15 protein-coding genes and 1 tRNA gene are annotated in these 18110 nt (G+C 41.9%); 15 read left to right on the top strand and 1 reads right to left on the bottom strand.

What is annotated here, in order from left to right; all coding sequences use genetic code 11:
• The first annotated feature begins 184 nt into the window (after positions 1-184).
• The 6 genes from ABFY19_RS08050 to thrB all read left to right on the top strand — a co-directional run bounded on the left by ABFY19_RS08050 (position 185) and on the right by thrB (position 6437).
• The gene (locus ABFY19_RS08050; protein ID WP_418790138.1) at positions 185-1795 is read left to right on the top strand and encodes a peptide ABC transporter substrate-binding protein; all 1611 of its coding nucleotides are present in this window, start codon (positions 185-187) and stop codon (positions 1793-1795) included.
• A 24-nt stretch (positions 1796-1819) separates the two neighbouring features.
• Positions 1820-2743: an ABC transporter permease gene (locus ABFY19_RS08045; protein WP_418790137.1), complete on the top strand. Its 924-nt coding sequence runs from the start codon at positions 1820-1822 to the stop codon at positions 2741-2743.
• The gene (locus ABFY19_RS08040; RefSeq protein WP_418790136.1) at positions 2740-3594 is read left to right on the top strand and encodes an ABC transporter permease; all 855 of its coding nucleotides are present in this window, start codon (positions 2740-2742) and stop codon (positions 3592-3594) included. The genes ABFY19_RS08045 and ABFY19_RS08040 overlap by 4 nt, the downstream gene beginning before the upstream one ends.
• A 141-nt stretch (positions 3595-3735) precedes the next feature.
• Positions 3736-4185 carry an ACT domain-containing protein gene (locus ABFY19_RS08035; protein ID WP_418790135.1) on the top strand — a complete coding sequence of 150 codons (450 nt, stop codon included), beginning with the start codon at positions 3736-3738 and terminating at the stop codon, positions 4183-4185.
• Between the two features lie 28 nt (positions 4186-4213).
• Positions 4214-5506, top strand: coding sequence for a homoserine dehydrogenase (locus ABFY19_RS08030; RefSeq protein ID WP_418790134.1), 1293 nt, complete (start codon positions 4214-4216; stop codon positions 5504-5506).
• A 25-nt stretch (positions 5507-5531) separates the two neighbouring features.
• Positions 5532-6437, top strand: a complete 906-nt coding sequence (gene thrB / locus ABFY19_RS08025; protein ID WP_418790133.1) for a homoserine kinase — start codon at positions 5532-5534, stop codon at positions 6435-6437.
• On the opposite strand, the gene ABFY19_RS08020 is transcribed toward thrB, so the two are convergent.
• Positions 6427-7743 carry an HD-GYP domain-containing protein gene (locus ABFY19_RS08020; protein ID WP_418790132.1) on the bottom strand — a complete coding sequence of 439 codons (1317 nt, stop codon included), beginning with the start codon at positions 7741-7743 and terminating at the stop codon, positions 6427-6429. The genes thrB and ABFY19_RS08020 overlap by 11 nt on opposite strands.
• Before the next feature lie 181 nt (positions 7744-7924).
• Between ABFY19_RS08020 and ABFY19_RS08015 the strand changes: the two genes are divergently transcribed.
• From ABFY19_RS08015 to ABFY19_RS07975, 9 genes are all read left to right on the top strand, one after another.
• Positions 7925-8001: transfer RNA gene (locus ABFY19_RS08015), tRNA-Pro, on the top strand.
• 193 nt (positions 8002-8194) lie between these two features.
• Positions 8195-8569 (top strand): PilZ domain-containing protein, encoded by a 375-nt coding sequence (locus ABFY19_RS08010; protein ID WP_418790131.1) that lies wholly within the window; start codon positions 8195-8197, stop codon positions 8567-8569.
• Between the two features lie 157 nt (positions 8570-8726).
• Positions 8727-10523, top strand: a complete 1797-nt coding sequence (locus ABFY19_RS08005) for a DUF4153 domain-containing protein (protein WP_418790130.1) — start codon at positions 8727-8729, stop codon at positions 10521-10523.
• Positions 10524-10661: 138 nt separating this feature from the next.
• Positions 10662-10895 carry a hypothetical protein gene (locus ABFY19_RS08000; RefSeq protein WP_418790129.1) on the top strand — a complete coding sequence of 78 codons (234 nt, stop codon included), beginning with the start codon at positions 10662-10664 and terminating at the stop codon, positions 10893-10895.
• 177 nt (positions 10896-11072) lie between these two features.
• Positions 11073-11909 (top strand): HDOD domain-containing protein, encoded by an 837-nt coding sequence (locus ABFY19_RS07995; RefSeq protein WP_418790128.1) that lies wholly within the window; start codon positions 11073-11075, stop codon positions 11907-11909.
• Positions 11910-12031: 122 nt separating this feature from the next.
• Positions 12032-14269 carry a hypothetical protein gene (locus ABFY19_RS07990; RefSeq protein WP_418790127.1) on the top strand — a complete coding sequence of 746 codons (2238 nt, stop codon included), beginning with the start codon at positions 12032-12034 and terminating at the stop codon, positions 14267-14269.
• A gap of 4 nt (positions 14270-14273) precedes the next feature.
• Positions 14274-14942, top strand: a complete 669-nt coding sequence (locus ABFY19_RS07985) for a L,D-transpeptidase family protein (RefSeq protein WP_418790126.1) — start codon at positions 14274-14276, stop codon at positions 14940-14942.
• Positions 14943-15073: 131 nt separating this feature from the next.
• On the top strand, positions 15074-15790 hold the full coding sequence (locus tag ABFY19_RS07980; RefSeq protein ID WP_418790125.1) for a polysaccharide deacetylase family protein: 717 nt from the start codon (positions 15074-15076) through the stop codon (positions 15788-15790).
• 22 nt (positions 15791-15812) lie between these two features.
• Positions 15813-18107, top strand: a complete 2295-nt coding sequence (locus ABFY19_RS07975; RefSeq protein ID WP_418790124.1) for a hypothetical protein — start codon at positions 15813-15815, stop codon at positions 18105-18107.
• Positions 18108-18110: the final 3 nt, after the last annotated feature.

Below are 18110 nucleotides of genomic sequence, written 5' to 3'. Positions count from 1 at the left end.
CTAAAAGCATTTTGACCCGTTTTAACGGAGTCTCTGACATGTTTTTATGTCAGTGTCGGTTAAAACGGGTTTGTTATTTATATGAATTCAGGGCCGCCTTGGAATATTTAGGAGGAATCTAGCGATAAATGTCGAAGTAAAAAACAAATTATGTGTTATTTTTCCAGAGGAGGCGAGATATCCGGTGAGTTACAGAAAGTTAGCAGCATTAAGCCTGATTCTTTTGTTGATACTGTTAAGTGGTTGTGGTGTGGCTCAAAAACAAACAGCCGGTACCGCAGCAGACCAAGTGATCCGTTATAATCTGGGCGCTGAACCTGAGACTCTCGATCCGGCCAAAATGACCGGTGTAGTTGAAGGTACTATTGCCAATGCACTCTTTGAGGGCCTTGTAAGGTACGATGATAAAAACATACCACAGCCAGCCATGGCTGCGGAGTGGCACATTTCTGAAGACGGTCTGGTATATACATTTAAGCTTCGTGAGGCAAAATGGTCAAACGGTGCCCCGGTAACTGCAGAAGACTTTAGGTTTAGCTGGCTGCGGGTTTTAAGTCCTGATACAGCTTCTGATTACGCAGGTCAGCTTTTTTACATAAAAGGGGCAGAGGAATACAACGGCGGCAGGGGAACAGCTGAAGATGTTGCCATAAAGGCTAAAGATTCCCATACTCTTGAAGTTACTCTAAAAGCTCCGGCCAGTCAGTTTCTTGGGCTGACTGCTTTCTGGACATTGTTGCCATTAAACAGCCAGACTATTACAGCAAATCCTGATTGGTATACTTCACCACAAAATTATGTGGGAAATGGACCTTTTTTATTGCAAACATGGGAACACAAGCAGAAAATTACACTGGTTAAAAACCCCAACTACTGGGATGCACAAAATGTAAAATTGGATAAACTGGAGATGTATCTTATTGAAGATGATAATACCGCATATGCTATGTATAAGACCGGCAGACTGGATTTTCTGGAACGGATACCGGCACAGGAAATCGCGCTGAAAAAAAATGACCCTGATTACTGTGTTCTGCCGGACATTTCGACCGAACTTTATTGGTTTAATACTAAGCGGGCACCACTGGACAACCCAACCGTAAGAAGGGCCTTGGCGATGTCTATTGATAGGGCTGCTATAGTTGAACACGTGACCCAGGCCGGAGAAGAACCTGCTTATGCATGGGTACCCTTTGGTTTTAAAGATGAACCGCCAACAAGTGATTTTAGGGAGAAAAGCGGGAACCGGTATTTTACGGAAGATGCGGAAGCTGCCCGCAAGCTCTTGGCAGAGGCCGGCTATCCGGGAGGACAAGGGTTTCCGCAGCTTACACTGCAATTCAACAATAATTTAAAACACCGGAAGACTGCTGAGGCCATTCAGGAAATGTGGCGACGGAATCTGGGTATAGATATCGTACTTGCTCCAAAGGAATGGCAGGTTTATATAGCGGACCAGGCTGCAATGAACTATGATATTTCCAGGTCAGGATGGGGCCCGGATTACCTTGACCCTATGACATTTATGGATGTTTTGGTGTCTGATGGAGGTAACAACTTATCTGGTTGGTCTAATTTGGATTATGACAGCCTGATTGCTGAGGCAAAAGGAACCGGCAATAATTCCCTTAGGATGAAGGCAATGCATGATGCAGAAGATATTCTGATGGCTGAAATGCCAGTTATGCCGCTATATTTTTATGTGAATGACAATCTTATCAGGGAAAATATTAAAGGTATTATTGTTCTGCCATTTGGGACTTATGCTGATTTTAAAAATGCATATGTAGAATAGGGTGAGACCTTGGCTGGATATATTATGAGCAGGCTGGTAAACAGCCTGCTGGGTCTTTTATTAATTGCATCACTGGTGTTTTTTTTGATGCACGCTGTGCCTGGCGGTCCTTTTGCTTCTGAAAAGAAGCTTCCCCCTGAGATTATAAAAAATCTCAACGCCAAGTACCATCTGGATCAGCCGCTTTGGAAGCAGTATACGGATTATATGGGGAACCTGTTACACGGGGATTTGGGGCCATCTTTCAAATATCCGGACAGGACTGTAAATGAACTAATATTACAAGGATTCCCGATATCCGCCATATTGGGAATGGCAGCTATTTTTATTGCAGTTACGGTCGGATGTACCTTGGGAATATTTGCTGCAATAAACCACAACAGATGGCAGGATTTCCTGGCAGTAAGTCTGGCGGTGCTGAACTATTCCATTCCCGGGTTTGTCATGGCCCCGCTTCTAATTTATGTATTTTCACTAAAATTGGGTTGGTTTCCACCTGCCATGTGGGGGACCGCTAAACACCTTGTGCTTCCAACCCTGGCCTTAGCCGCCGGACCGATGGCGTTTATAGCTGTTCTTATGCGTTCCAGCATGCTGGATGTCCTTCGTCAGGACTATATTAGGACTGCAGTGGCTAAAGGATTTTCCCAAAGGGCTGTTATATACCGTCATGGGCTTAAAAATGCCTTAATACCTGTTGTTGCCTACCTTGGGCCATTGACAGCCGGTATATTGACAGGGAGTTTTGTTATTGAAAAGGTTTTTGCAATCCCCGGCTTAGGAGACCATTTTGTTACCGGTATAATAAACAGGGACTATACTGTAGTCATGGGGGTAACCTTATTCTACAGTGCAATCCTCCTGGGTATAAATTTTATTATTGATATAGTGTTTGTGCTGATAGATCCTAGGATAAGCCTGACCGGCTCAGCGAGGTTGAACAGATGAACTATGCCGCCTGGTTCAGTTTAAAGAGAAACAAACCGGCACAGTTGGGGATGCTGGTAATAGGACTGCTGGTAATCATGGCCTTGGCAGGGCCGGCTGTCAGTGGATATTCTTATGCGGAACAGGACCTGGAAAGCACCAACTTGGGGCCGGACAGGGATCATTGGTTTGGCACGGACAGTCTTGGCAGGGACCTGTTTACAAGGGTTTGCTATGGGGCCAGAATTTCCCTGGCAGTGGGTGTTTTTGTCTGCATTATTAGCGGTTTTATTGGTATTATATACGGAGGCTGCGCAGGTTATGCCGGGGGCAGGATTGATGATGCTATGATGCGCTTTGTGGATATTTTTTCTTCTGTGCCTTTTATTTTATACGTAATTCTGCTGATGGTTGTAATAGAACCCGGAATGATTACTGTTTTTGTGGTTTTAGGTATTACAGGGTGGATGAATATGGCGAGAATTGTTAGAGCCCAAGTCCTCAGCCTGAAAGAAAGAGAATTTGTCCTGGCTGCTAGATCAATCGGTGCCGGTGCTGGGCGGGTACTTTTTCGGCATATTATCCCCAACATTGTTGGACCTGTTATGGTTACTATGATATTTGTAATACCTGAAGCGATTTTCGCTGAGGCATTTCTGAGTTTTCTCGGCCTGGGAGTAAGTATTCCACAAGCCAGCTTAGGGACTCTTGTCAGTGAAGGTATCGGTACAATGGGCCTATATCCCTGGCAGTTATTTTTCCCTGCGTTTTTTATAAGTCTTTCGATAATGGCATTTTATTTCTGGGGCAATGGTTTAAGGGATGCCCTTGACCCTCGGGTTCAATCAGGAATGATTCTCGACGTAAGGTGAACAATAAGGGCGGATATCCGCTCTTTTTTTGTGCAGATAAAATAGAGGAATGGCTTGATAATTATTTATACAAATGGTATACTTAATGAAAAGTCCGCTCATGACGGATCATGTTCCACGTGGAGGAGACAATAGCGCAAAATGGTTAGAGAAGAGTCAAGGCAATACTATATAGTTGCTGAAGATATTTTGCCTGAAGCAATTAAAAAGACTGCAACAGTTAAAGAAATACTGGCCCGTGGCGAAGCTGGAACAGTGAATACTGCAGTTAAGAAGGTCGGTATGTCAAAAAGTGCTTTTTATAAATATCGTGATGGTGTCTTTCCTTTTCATCGGGCTGTACATAACAGGATTGTTACTGTATCTCTTCTCTTGGAACATAAGTCTGGAGTTCTGTCTACTATTTTGAATACAATAGCGGCTGAACAGGGTAATATCCTGACAATTAATCAGGGTATTCCTTTACAGGGGCTTGCCAATGCTACAGTATCGATTGATACAGCAGGGATGATGGTACCTGTGGGGAATCTTTTACAATCTGTTGGCCTTATTAAGGGTGTAAAAAAAGTTGAATTAATTGGACAGAGTTAGTATTGACAACTAAAAGGAGGGTTAAAAAATGAGTGATAAGTGCATTCAAGCAGCTTTATTGGGATGCGGAACTGTTGGCGGCGGGGTATGGAAAGTTTTAGACAATAACCGGGATATTATCCGTAAAAGGGTTGGTATTGATATAAAGGTTAAAAAGGTCCTGGAACTTGATTTTGAGAAAGCCCAAAAGGCCGGTGTTCCTGAATCAGTTCTTACTAAAAACGCGGATGACATTATTAATGATAAAGATATTGATATTGTAGTTGAGGTAATTGGGGGAACTACCATTTCCAAAGAACTTATCCTTAGGGCAATAAATGCCGGGAAGAGTGTAGTTACAGCAAATAAGGACCTGCTGGCCCAGGATGGTGAGGAAATATTAGGCGCTGCTGCAAAAAATCAGGTGGACCTGCTGTTTGAGGCCAGTGTTGCCGGTGGTATTCCGATAATACATCCTTTGAAGGAAGGCCTGTCAGGCAACCAAATTAAGACCATTTACGGAATAGTGAATGGGACTACTAATTATATGTTAACTAAAATGAGTCAGGAGGGCAGCAATTATGCAGATGTATTGGCAGAAGCCCAAGAGAAGGGATATGCTGAGGCAGACCCCACCTCTGATGTAGAGGGTTATGACTCTGCCCGCAAATTGGCTATCCTGTCATCTATAGCTTTCAATACCAGGGTTTCTTTTAAGGATGTTTACTGTGAAGGGATTTCAAAAATTACAGCAAGGGATATTATGTATGCTAAGGAACTGAACTATGCCGTTAAGCTGTTGGCTATAGGGAAAGAGATTGATGGTGAAATTGAAGTCAGGGTTCATCCGGCATTTATTCCACAGAAGCATCCCTTGGCATCGGTAAATGATGTTTTTAATGCTATTTTTATTCAGGGAGATGCTGTCGGGGATGTTATGTTTTATGGACGTGGAGCCGGTGAACTGCCTACCGCATCTGCGGTTGTCGGAGATGTAATAGATGCTGCCCGAAATATAGTCATGAACGTTAAGGGGCGTATTGCTTGTTCTTGTTATGATAATAAAGTTATCAGGGATATTGGGGATACGAAGGCGAAATTCTATGTACGAATGAAGGTCCTGGACAGACCTGGTGTATTAGCGGCTATTGCCAGTGTGTTTGGTAATCAGGAAGTTAGCCTGGATTCTGTGATTCAAAAGCGGAATATAGGCAATCTGGCAGAAATTGTTTGGGTTACCCATTATGTTTTGGAGAAAAACATTCAGGATGCTTTGAAAATTATCGGAGGCTTGTCTATAGTCGAAGAGATAAGAAATGTCATCAGAGTTGAAGGCGAATAAGCAGTAGATATTTTGGAGGATAAAAATGATTAGAGTTCAGATACCGGCTACTACGGCTAATATGGGTCCGGGGTTTGATACCCTGGGAATGGCATTAAAACTATTTAACTTTATAGAAATGGAAGAAACCAGTGCGGGGCTGCAGATAGATGTCGAGGGAGACGGTGCCGAAAAAATACCTCGTGATTCCGGAAATATTGTTTATGTTGCAGCCGTAAGGATATTTAAGTTAACTGGGTATGAACCTAAAGGCTTAAGGATAAAAATAATTAACAATATTCCGGTATCCAGGGGATTGGGCAGCAGCGCTTCAGCAATAGTAGGGGGCCTGGTGGCTGCAAATATTCTAACTGGAAACCGACTTGGAGAGAAAGAGTTAATTAATCTGGCAGCAGAAATTGAAGGACATCCTGATAATGTGGTTCCTGCATTGGTCGGGGGGATAGTTGTTTCAGCACAGGCCGATGGGGAAGTGAAGTATTCTAAAATTGAGCCGCCGGCAAAACTAAAATGTGTTGTAGCCATTCCGGATTTTATTTTGTCGACTAAACTTGCCCGTGAGGTGCTGCCACAGTCTGTATCTCTTACGGATGCCGTTTATAATATCAGTAGAACGGCTTTGCTGGTTGCTGCCTTGATGAAGCAGGACTTCAGCCTTTTGGGGATGGCAATGGATGACAGGATACACCAGCCGTACAGGGCTAATCTGGTGCCGGGCATGAAAAGGGTCTTTGCAGCAGCGAAGCTTGCAGGGGCTCGGGGAATAACATTAAGCGGGGCGGGGCCGACACTAATCGCTTTTTGTGACCACAACATAGATGTGATTGCTTCTGTGATGAAAGATGCTTTTTTGCAGAGCGGCATTAAGGCTAAAGTAATGGAATTGGAGCCTAACCCTGTGGGTGCTGTGGCCCTTGAAGTTATGAAATAAGAACTTGGGAAACGGTTTTATTATTGCCGATGGAGAAGCCCAATGCTTCTGCAAGCAGCATAACCAGGTCGGGGTCAAACTGGGTGCCTGCACCTGAGATTATTTCCTTTATTGCTGTTTCCTTAGATACCTGGTCACGGTATGACCTAGTTGATGACATGGCGTCAAAAGCATCAGATATAGCAATAATCCTGGCATGAAGTGGGATTTCATTATTTTTAAGGCCTAAAGGGTACCCGGTACCGTCAAAACGTTCGTGATGGTATAGTACGGCTGGTGCAATATCAGAAAGAGAGTCAATTGATGATATAATTTGCGCTCCAATTTCGGGGTGCTTTTTTATGCGGGTAATTTCATCATCTCCCAACGACATCGGGTTGTTAAGGATACCTTCATCAATGCCGATTTTCCCAATGTCATGAAGAATAGCACCACAGTATAGTTTGGTTAACTCTTCGGCAGTTAGCCCAAGCTTCTTTCCAATTATCATCGCGTATTCGGTCACTCTGTCGGAGTGGCCTCTGGTATATTTATCTTTAGCTTCAAGAGAAGTAATAAGGGCCCTGATGATATCCTGGTATGCTTTTTCTTTTACGAGGACTTTTTCCTTATCAGCTTGAGTAATATTCCCGATTATCTCTTTGTGAATTGTTGAAATTATTAAATAAAAATATAATATTAAAAGAGCAGGCTCGGCAGCCAGGGAAAGCGCCAGCCGGTCATGAAGCCAATATATATTGATAAAATGAAGAATCTGTTTAGCTACCAAAACAGATGTTGAAATAATCAGACCCTGTTTGATGTAGACGTCGGAGAGTGAGATTACCCTGACAGTAAAAATAAGTAAAATGGTATTCCAAAGTTCAAAAAATGTTTCTTCAACCGGGCCCATAAAAGGAGGTTGAGTTACTGTGCTGTTATGAGTCCATAAGATTCCCATAACAGGGGTAAAGAATATTAATATTGCCAGGTTTGCAAGCACAAATTTTGAGCGGTGAACGGGTTTTTGGGTTACAAATGATGCTGCGACAAATATGTAGCTAAGAGTACGCAAAGCATGATCGACCACAGGAGTTATTGAATTATAGTAAGAGGTGTCTGAGAATAAGGAATAAATAATGGTGATAATGACAAACGAAATTTGCAGGATCATAGTGCCAAAGCCAAGGGTAAGGTATTTGTACATTGAATTTTTAAATCTGCGCCATTCTATAAGGGTCATCTTAGTCAGCAGCAGGGCAATAATAAAAGAAAATGTCTTTATATAAAGGCGGAACTCTAGGTAGTCAAAATCAAAATACTCCAAGACAGTCATCTCCCTGATAAATTAACGAAATATTCGCAATATTTAATGTTCGCTATTATGCATCAATTTCCTTCAAAATGTAGTATAAAAAATAAATTGTTACATAGAAAAAACTTTAGGGGTTTTGCCATATGATGTTCCTTGCAAAACAAATGCTATTAGTATATAATACTTATTGTGTCGGGGCGTAGCTCAGTTTGGTAGAGCGCTACCTTGGGGTGGTAGAGGCCGCATGTTCGAATCATGTCGCTCCGACCATGATAGAGTAAATATTGCGGAATAACAAATTACCCAGTCAGATGACTGGGTTTTTGTGTTTCTATGAGAGGATAGCAGCCAACCGGTTAAATTATTTTGCTTTAAGGCCAATTAATTTCTCTCCCAAAAGAAGGAGGAGGCGGAAAAATATGGAACATACAAATGATGCAATGATTTCTGGAGGATGATGAAAATGAATTCAATTTGTGAAGAAAACAGGCGTTTTCTCCGTGTAGATGTAAACAGGCAATGTCAATGTAAATCATTAGATTTAATATCAATGCAGGTTGATGCTTTTACAACCAACTTAAGTGTTTCTGGTGCCTGTGTTCAATTTGACAATAATACTTATTGCGGCTTATTTGAGGAAAACAGCATTATAGAATTTGCGTTGCCACCTTCTGATAAGACGCCCGATTTAAGGTTTGCAGGGCGGGTAGTATGGTGTAGAACTTCCACTAATGGAGCCAAAGCAGGAATTGAATTTATGAATGATGATGTTAATGTCTTTAGTCTGTTAAAATTTCTTAAAAGAGAACTCCGTTCTGAATGGTATAGCAAGCAATAATTATAACCACAACAAAAATTTCCACAATTTTTTGTTTAAGCGAATAGTATCTAGCTGAATAGCTGGGTTTTAGATGACCTCAATTTTTTGATAGCAATTAGAGAAAAGTTAAGATATAGTTAAACTGTAACATATAAAATGAAGGGTGGGAATTTAAGTGAATTCTTTGTTTAAAGCAATCGTTAAGCTGGTTCAGGGACTATCCAAAGCAGTTTTGCGTTTCCCGTTTACCGTATTCTGCTTGATTTGCGCCACTGTCTTGACATGTTACATGATTTCTCTGCATAAAACCCCTGATTTAATTATCCAGAAACTGATGTTCGTATTTTTGTTGGGTTCCTTCCTGGGAGTCACCGCCCAGTTTGCCTGTGAACGTTTTCAACTCCTTGGCAGGCTGCGCTTGGGGGCTTATTTATTATCGGCTCTGTTAACTTTGGGCTATTATTGGATTATTTTGCCTGCACCGGCCATAGATTATGGGGTAGGCGCTCGAACATCAGTGGCAGTATTCTCTATGTTTTGTCTTTTCATTTGGTTGCCATCATTCCAGGGGAAATTTGATTTTAACAGTGTGGGTCTGATTCACTTTAAATCAGCATTCACTTCGATTCTCTATTCTGGAGTGCTTGCAGCTGGTTTAGCGTCGATTATTGGGGCTGTCGATACCCTTCTTTTTAGGGTTAACAGTGATTCTTACAGCTATATGATGGCCATTGTCTGGATTATGTTCTCAACGACATATTATTTATCACTCCTGCCGCGTTTTAATTCACAAACTGAATTGGAACAGAATTATGCTCAAGAGGCGAGTCATTATCCTCGTTTTCTGGATATACTGGTTTCCTATATAGCTGTTCCATTGATTGCCGCATATTCGCTGGTCCTGCTGGCGTACTTTGTTAAAATCTTAAACACAAAGTGGCCATCCGGTCATCTTGGCCCAATGATTTTGGCTTATTCCGCTATTGGACTTATAATCTATATTCTGGCCAGCCGGTTGGAAAACCGCTTTGCATTCTTTTATCAGCGCATATTTCCAAAGTTACTGATACCCGTTGTAGTAATGCAGTTGATTTCGGTGTATATACGACTGAATGCTTATGGTGTCACCGAATCCCGTTACTATGTTGCCTTGTTCGGTATCTTTTCCATTGTGATCGGTATAATCTTATCATTTAAGCCGGTAAACAAAAATGGTCTTATTGCCCTCCTGGCAGCAGGATTTGCTATATTCTCAGTTATCCCGCCGGTCGATGCTTTTAACGTATCACGCAGCAGTCAGATAGCCAGGCTGGAAAATATGCTGCAGGCAGAGGGCATATTAGCAGACGGAAAGATTAGTCCCAAGACCAATGCAGAGATGACATTGCGGCTGGAGACCACGAGCATCCTGAATTATTTGGAAAGACGCAATTATCTAGAGGAGGTTGTCTGGCTTCCGGATGATTTTCAGACGAACCGGGACATGCAGAAAACTATAGGTTTTGAGCCTGCGTATAAATATATGTGGAGCGACATAAACAACTTTTATGCTAACCTGGATATGCAGAAACCCCTGAGTATCGAAGGATATGATATACTGCTCCAGGCCGGCATCTATAGAGGGATGGAACCCAGAGAAAATATGACTTATAAATTTGAGGTGCGTGGTGTCCCATACCAAATTGTGTTGGAACCCATATCATCACAGGAAGCTCAGGTATCACTTCAAAATGCAGCGGGTGAAAAAATGGTATCCACCGGTTTATATGACTTCGCTGTTTCGATTACCGGAATCAGTAACCGGCCTAAGGATGCATTGGATTCTGAAGAACTGACTTTGGATGTTGAAGGCAGCAATTGTAAGCTGCGCATTATTTTCCAGAATATTAACATAACCTATGGTTCCGGTGGAGATGCCGGAGCAGATTATAGTATGTTTATCCTAGCAGATGTTCCCTCAAAAAATCAATAAATTATATTTCAACCCTTAATTCTGGCATTTCAAACCAAAAAAACCGCATTTTAGGCGATGTAGGAGGAAATAAAGGTAGTAATGTCGAAAAGTGGCAAAAGAACCAAAAACTAATATTCTATAATCGCAGGAGAGTTTGTGGATAAGAGAATACCTAGAAAGGAGGGCTTTATTATGTATAAATGCCCACATGCAAACTTGTGTTTTCTCTTGGAAACAGATGACATATTGCTTATATTAAAGAAAATTATTAAAAAAATGTATTGTAATAAGAATTTTGATAAGTGTTCCAGGTACCAGCTATACCTTCAGGGTAAGATAGTTCCAAAGAACCTCCTTCCAAATGCAAAAGAATGCCTTACAATAAAATGACAAGATAAATATCGAAAAGCCTCTTAAGAAGTGTTAAGCAGGCTTTTTCTTTTCGGAGTTGAAAAATATCGAATAATGTCGAAGGAGAATGCTTGTTTTGATAGAATAAATGTAATTAAACAAGCTTTTAACCTGTTAATAAATAAAATCTGATTGGATTATTGCGGGAGGATATAGATGGACCAACTTACCTTGAGTAAAATGTTCATGAAACTTGGTGATTTACCTTCATTGCCACAGGTTACCCACGAACTTGTCCGGTTAACTGAAGATCCCAGAGCAAATTCTGCTGATGTCAGCAGGATAATCTGCCAGGATCAGGTATTGGCCTCGAAAGTGCTGAAACTTGTTAATTCAGCATATTATGGTCTGCACAGGAGGGTAGCCACCGTTTCTGAGGCAGTTACCTTGCTTGGCATGAAAACACTTAGGACACTTGTGTTGGGTGCATCTGTACATAAGACCCTGAGCACGTTAAAGGGCAAGAGGGCTGTCAATCCGGAAAAAATATGGCGGCATTCTTATGCTTGTGCAGTATCCAGTAAATTACTGGCCCATAAAATGGGGGTTGTTGAAACTGAGCAGGCCTTTATTGCCGGATTGCTTCATGATATCGGGAAAATAGTGTTTAATTTCTTTTTGCCAGATGAGTATGCTAAGGCATTTAAATTTGCATCAATGAAACAATGTTCACTCTATCAGGCTGAAAAAGAAGTGTTAAACTTAACACATACGGAGATTGGTAAACTTGTAGCTGAAAAGTGGAACCTTCCTCCGTCGTTGGTTGATTCAATAGGTTTGCACCATAGCCCTCTGACTCAGTGTGAAAATATTGATTTGGTCCAAATTGTATACTTGGGCAGTATATTGGCTGTAATGGCCGGATACAGTGAAACTGGAAACAACAGCATTATGCTTGATAATAAAGTAATGGAAAAGTGGAAATTGACATATGAAATGCTTCATAATATGGCTGAAGAAATAAAAAGCAACATAAGTGTTGATTTTCTTTAATTCCCGACCGCCTGGTCGGGTTTTTTTTTGAGCAGAGAGGAATTCTTGCCTAAACCGGCTATAAAGTGCTAAAATTGTAAATAGGCTTTTGAATATGATGATAGGCAAAGAGGGAGACATGCATGTCCAGAAAAATATTATTTAACAAAAGTATTAGTGTGCTGCTGTTTTGTATAACGGTTTTGATTATATTGACTTCCGGCAGTTTTCCTGCAGCAGGTGCTGATACAAACAAGAAAAAGGCTGTCGTTCTTATTGTAGATAATGTTTCACTTCAAGACCTGTCACAAAGGGACCTCCCAAATTTCGGGAAAATAATCAATGCAGGCGGATTGGGACTAATGAATGCAAGGGTACAGTCATATACGAGCCGAAACCGGATAAGTGCTTATTTATCCATTGGTATGGGTGTGCGCACATATCTTGAAAAAAAAGGTATTAATGCGGCAAACGGAAAACCGGCAGGGCCGTTATATGAAGTAACAGTGAAAAAGACTGCTGACCTGAACGAAATTGTTTCCAGGGCTTACCCCAATTATGTTTTGGGACAAATTGGGGAAACAGCCAGGCAGTACGGCTTTAAAACAGGGATCGTCGGCAATGCGGATACTGATAGGGAGATGCGGGAATCAACCCTGTTGGCTATGGACAATAAGGGAACGATAACCTGTGGCAATCTTGATGAGGATTTGTTAATAAAGGATGAAAAGGCTCCTTGGGGCCATCGGACAAATATAGACAGGTTGTTGGCAGATGCGGTTACAGCGCTTGAAGCATGTGACCTCCTGTTCATAGATTTTGGGGATACTGCAAGGGTATATGAGGCCCAGCAAAGGCTTGGCCTAAAAGGAAGCGAACTTCGGGAAGCCAAATATAGGGCAACAAGAAATGCTGATACATTCCTGGGACGGTTCCTCCGGGAAATGGATGACAGCACCGTTATTGCCGTTATCAGCCCGTCACCGTCTGATGATGAAACTGAAAAGGGTAACAGCACACTTACACCTATTATAATATATGACAAAAACCTTATACCCGGAGTGCTTGTCTCAGCTACCACGAAACGGACAGGATTAGTGGCTAATATTGATGTATTACCGACACTTTTTGACAGGTTAGCGCCTGGAGGACCTTCTCATGAATTTCTGGGAGAAAAAATTTCTGTTTTGGCCGACAGTGAGAACTTGGTCACTGTTTCCGGCAACTTGTCAAGATATATACATTTAAACCGGTCTCGCTATGTGGTTCACGGCCTGTATACGTTTTTGCTGATTTTTGCACTGTCGGCACTATTTTTGCCGCTTGCCGGCAAGAAGGTATTGCTAAGGCCAAGAGTGGGACGTGCAGCAGCCGTTATGGTTCTGGCAATTCCTATTGTGAGTTTTGTGGTTTATGCGTTTATTAAAGACATTATTGCCGTAAGGTACTATATCGATGCAGTGCTTACAATACTTATAACTTTAGCTTTTGGCATTATTTTTTCCAAGAATAAAAAGCGAACTCTTGCAGGAATGGCAGCCCTTAGCCTGGCAGCTGCGGTTTTTCTGGTTACCGACTTGTTGACCGGTTATCAGTATGTTATTGATTCTCCTCTTGGTTTTGACAATGTTTTTTTGGGTGGTCGTTACTACGGAATAAATAATGATTGTATGGGCATTTTGTTGGGGTCATCTGTTTTTGCCCTATTTTATATATTAAGAAAATTAAAGGCCGGCAAGCATCTTGGGCTGTTATTGATTTTTTCTGCTTTTATCCCTATAATTCTATCTCAACTTCCGGGTAACGGCTCCAATGTCGGGGGGACTATTGCTGCAATCAGTACTGCAATTATCGCTTTGCTGGTTTTTCTTTTCAATGAACCGGTAAAAAAAAGAAGGCTTTTTTTAGTTGTTATCATAGTATTTCTTCTGGAGCTATTTATAGCATACCTGGATTATTTGACCGGTGGTCAGACCCATGCCGGAAAAGTAATGGGAGCGTTGATTTCTCAGAATTTTGGGTCAAAGTTCCTGGAAGTGCTGTTTGCTAAACTTAAATTGTTTGCTATAACGCTTGCCCTGCCACCATGGAATGCCTTATTTGTAATGCAGTTTTATATTTATTATCTTGTAAATATAAAAAAGGCTGGCATTACCTGTCAACTAAAAGAACGGTATCCGCTGCTTTTTTGTGCTTTTGAAATCATTCTGTATGGCGGTATTGTTGCTTTTCTGTTTAACGATACAGGCCTTATCGCAACAGGGCTGATGTTTACTTATATGACCATGCCAATGGGAATATTGGTAATGGAAAATAATTTTTTTGCGTATACACATATAAGCAAAGACAAAGAATATAAGCGAGATTATACAAGGAGATGAGAAGTTGTTTAAAAATTATCTCTTAGGGCTTATTTTTGTTTTTGTTATCCTTGGGCAGCCTGAAAATGTTTATGCAAATGCTGGAATAAAGGAAGTGCCTAAAGGCAGTGTTGAACTATTAATCAGTGTTGATAAGCAGACCCTTACCGTATATGATGATAAGAAAGAATTTAAGGTATATCATGTTGCTGTGGGCAAAAATGAAACCCCAACACCTGTAGGTATCTGGCAGATAAAACGCAAGGCCAAAAACTGGGGCACCGGTTTTGGGAGCAGGTGGATGGGTTTAAATGTACCCTGGGGGATATACGGTATTCACGGTACCAACAAGCCATGGTCAATTGGGTCACGGGCCAGTCACGGATGTATCCGAATGCTGAATCGTGATGTGGAGGAACTGTATGAATGGGTGGAACTTGGTACGGTTGTTAGAATAGACGGCAAGATATACCCGGCTCAATATGAATACAGGGATAAAGTCCACCGCGGGCATAAAGGCAGTGTGGTCATGGAGGTACAAAAAGGGCTTATTAGAGAAGGGTATCTTAAAGGACCGGTTGATGGTATATTTGGAGGGGGCACGGAAGCTGCCCTGAAACAACTTCAAAAAGACCGGGGGTTTGAGGTAACCGGTCAGGTTGATATTGATATTTGGGGAGTACTGGGGTTATAATTATATCCCCCGGAGCTTTAGGTTAAGAAAAGGGCCAGGAAATGGCCCTTGTTGTTTTTGTTGGGAGGGGAAAAGAAATTATTGTCGAATAAAGACATAATAATTCAAGACAAAAGTGGGGCAATAATTAAATGACAAAGTACGAAATACATTATTCGGGACCATTTCTTTTAGCTGCATTGGCAGTATCTTGTTTTTTCTTAAATCTTATTTATTACTCAAATATCCCTGTTATTTATAAGGGAATTACTGATGAAAAGATTGTAGCCCTGACTTTTGATGACGGTCCGGATCCTACGTTTTCACCGGAGATTGTCAGGATATTAAATGATTATCAGATAAAGGCTACTTTTTTTGTGGTAGGGGAACAGGTTGAGAAATACCCTGAAATACTTAAAATGGAGTATGATGCCGGTCACGAAATAGCAAACCATTCTTATACTCACCGAAACATGGATTCCCTTGACAGTGATGCTGTCATTGAGGAAATAACAAGAACCAATGGAATAATACATAAATATACAGGGCAACATGTAAACTGGTTTCGTCCGCCGCGCTGCAAATATGACATGAAGGTTAAAAAGGAAGTTAAGTGCCAGGGTATGGATACGGTATTATGGACTTCAGTTATTGAGACTAAGATGACAAAAGACCCTGAGCAGATGGCCTTAAGAGTGGCAGAACAGATCAGGCCCGGTGGAATAATTTTGCTGCATGACAGTCGTTTGGATAGAACCCTGACAGTCAAAGCTTTGCCAATCCTCATTGAAAACCTGCAGATGCAAGGCTATAGGTTTGTGACCATTTCTGAATTGTTAAACAAAGACTCTAAATCAGTTGTGCACTGAAACGGTGGCAAGGGGGACCAGCATGTTTCATAAGATGCGACTTTACATATTAATAATTATTGCAGCTATGCTTTTATCAATCTATCCGGCTATGACCGCCCCGGCCTTTGGGTTGCCGCAGAGTGAGCGGGACAGGAATGGCAGAGCAATTATGCTAATAATTGACCGCATCACCTGGGAAGATATTATGAATGCAGATGCCCCTATAATGAAAAAAATGGCTTTAACCGGAGCGTGTGGATTAATGACTACAAATCCAGCGCCTGGCGGATCCAGAGAACCCGTAAACACCTATGCCACCATTGGTGCAGGGACAAAGATACTTGGCGGGTTGTCAGGGGATATGGGATTTAATTTAGCAGAAACAGTGGAGAATGATAATGCGGGATATGCTTTTTTTAGGCGGACCGGAATCCGAGTGGGTAACAGTCAGGTGGTTCATCTGGGGATTGCTGAAATGCAGAAAGCTAATGAGAGGCAGAAATACGATTGGAGAATTGGCACCATTGGGACAATATTACATAAAAATGGGATGAAAACAGCTGTATTAGGAAATGCTGACCTGCCCGACCGTGGAAACCCTCAAAAAGGGTTGCGGCGGCAGGTAGTAAGTATTTCCATGGACCTTAATGGGATAACAGACCTTGGTGATGTTACAGATAAGACATATAAGTATGCCCCCAGAAGCCCTGCGGGTGTTCGAACCGATTTCACACATATTTTAAATGAATTTGTCAATCTTGCCGGTGAGGCAGACTTTATAGTAATCGAAACAGGTGATACCTCAAGGGTTGATGAAAAAGCGTCGATCTTTGATAATAAAGTAATGCTGGAACACAGGTATGATGCTTTGGAACGGGTGGATGGTTTTCTGGGCCGCCTCCTTGAACAAATTAATCTGGAAAAAGATATGCTGTTAATAGTAGTTCCTGGACCTTCGGAGGAAGCAATTAAGGCCGGAAACCTGGTAACCCCTTTTATAATGACCGGCAAAGGTGTTACCCAGGGACTAGTCTGGTCAGGCACAGTGAAAAGACCGGGCCTGATTGCCAATGTCGATGTAGCATCAACTGTGATTGGTTTTTTTGGCCTCTTATGTGAGTTTGAAAATGATAACGGTTCGGAATTTTGGCTTGGTGGTCAGGATATTGTCAGCCGGGAAGCCACCGGACCGGGGATAACGAATGAGGATGTTCTAGCCGGGGTCAGCCGGCTTAATGAAGACTTGGTGTTTGCTGCAAAGGCGCGGAAGCCGTTGGTTAGAGGTTATCTTAACATAGAGCTGTTATTGATTATTGCTTGCTCATTGGCTGTTATGCTGAGGAAATCTATTGCCAGGCGGATAGTTCCCCTTTTGGTGGCACTCACTGCAGTTCCTGGGGTATTGTTGTGGGTAAATTTCCTGCCTCGGTACGGGATGCAGTTGTTGATAATCGAAGTTGCTGTCCTGACTGCCATGTTTACGTTTCTGGCAATAAAACTTTTTTCGGCAGGTTCACTTATGCCTTTTGCTGCCACTGCAGGGATAACAGTCCTGATGATTACTGTTGATCTTTTTGCCGGGACCCCGCTGGGCCGAACTTCCCCTATGAGTTACGACGCGATGGCTGGTGCAAGGTTTTATGGAATAGGGAATGAGTATATGGGTGTATTGATAGGGGCAGCTCTGGTATTTAGCGGACTGTTTCTGGATACTGTAAAACAAAAATATTCCAGGCATTCCAAATGGGTTAAGATTCTAATCGTCCTCTTTTATATGACTGTAGTATTTGCTATTGCAGCTCCTGAATTCGGAACTAATGCCGGAGGCACAATTGCTGCTGTTGCAGGCATGAGTACTGCCGGGATGATTTTATCAGGAGCCGGGATAAACAAAAAAACTGCTTTGGCAGTATCGATAGCGGTTATTGTTAGTATGAGTTGTTTTACAATCTATGATTTAACCAGAGATATGGAGGCACAAACACATATTGGGCGGACCATTGGCCTCATAAAAAATATCGGTTTTTCGGAGGTTACGAATATTATTATCCGAAAAATGTCTGTGAACCTGAGACTGATAAAGTATACTACCTGGAGCTGGTTTTTCTTTAGCAGTGTTTTGGCAATATTATTCTTAAGGAAAAGGTTGCCGGGCGAATTTGAAGGCTTTAGAAAACAGTATCCATGGTTTTACAACATGCTCATTCCTGTATTAACTGCAAGCTTTTTTGCCCTTATATTCAATGATTCCGGCATCGTGGCTGCAGCTTCCATGATTATATTTGCGGTAGCACCATTGCTGGCCGGTATGGCGTTGGCAGACAAGAAAGTATAAAGG

This window comes from Phosphitispora sp. TUW77, assembly GCF_048453025.1.
In the GTDB taxonomy this organism is placed as follows: domain Bacteria; phylum Bacillota; class Thermincolia; order Thermincolales; family UBA2595; genus Phosphitispora.
This window is presented reverse-complemented; position numbering and strand designations above follow the sequence as displayed.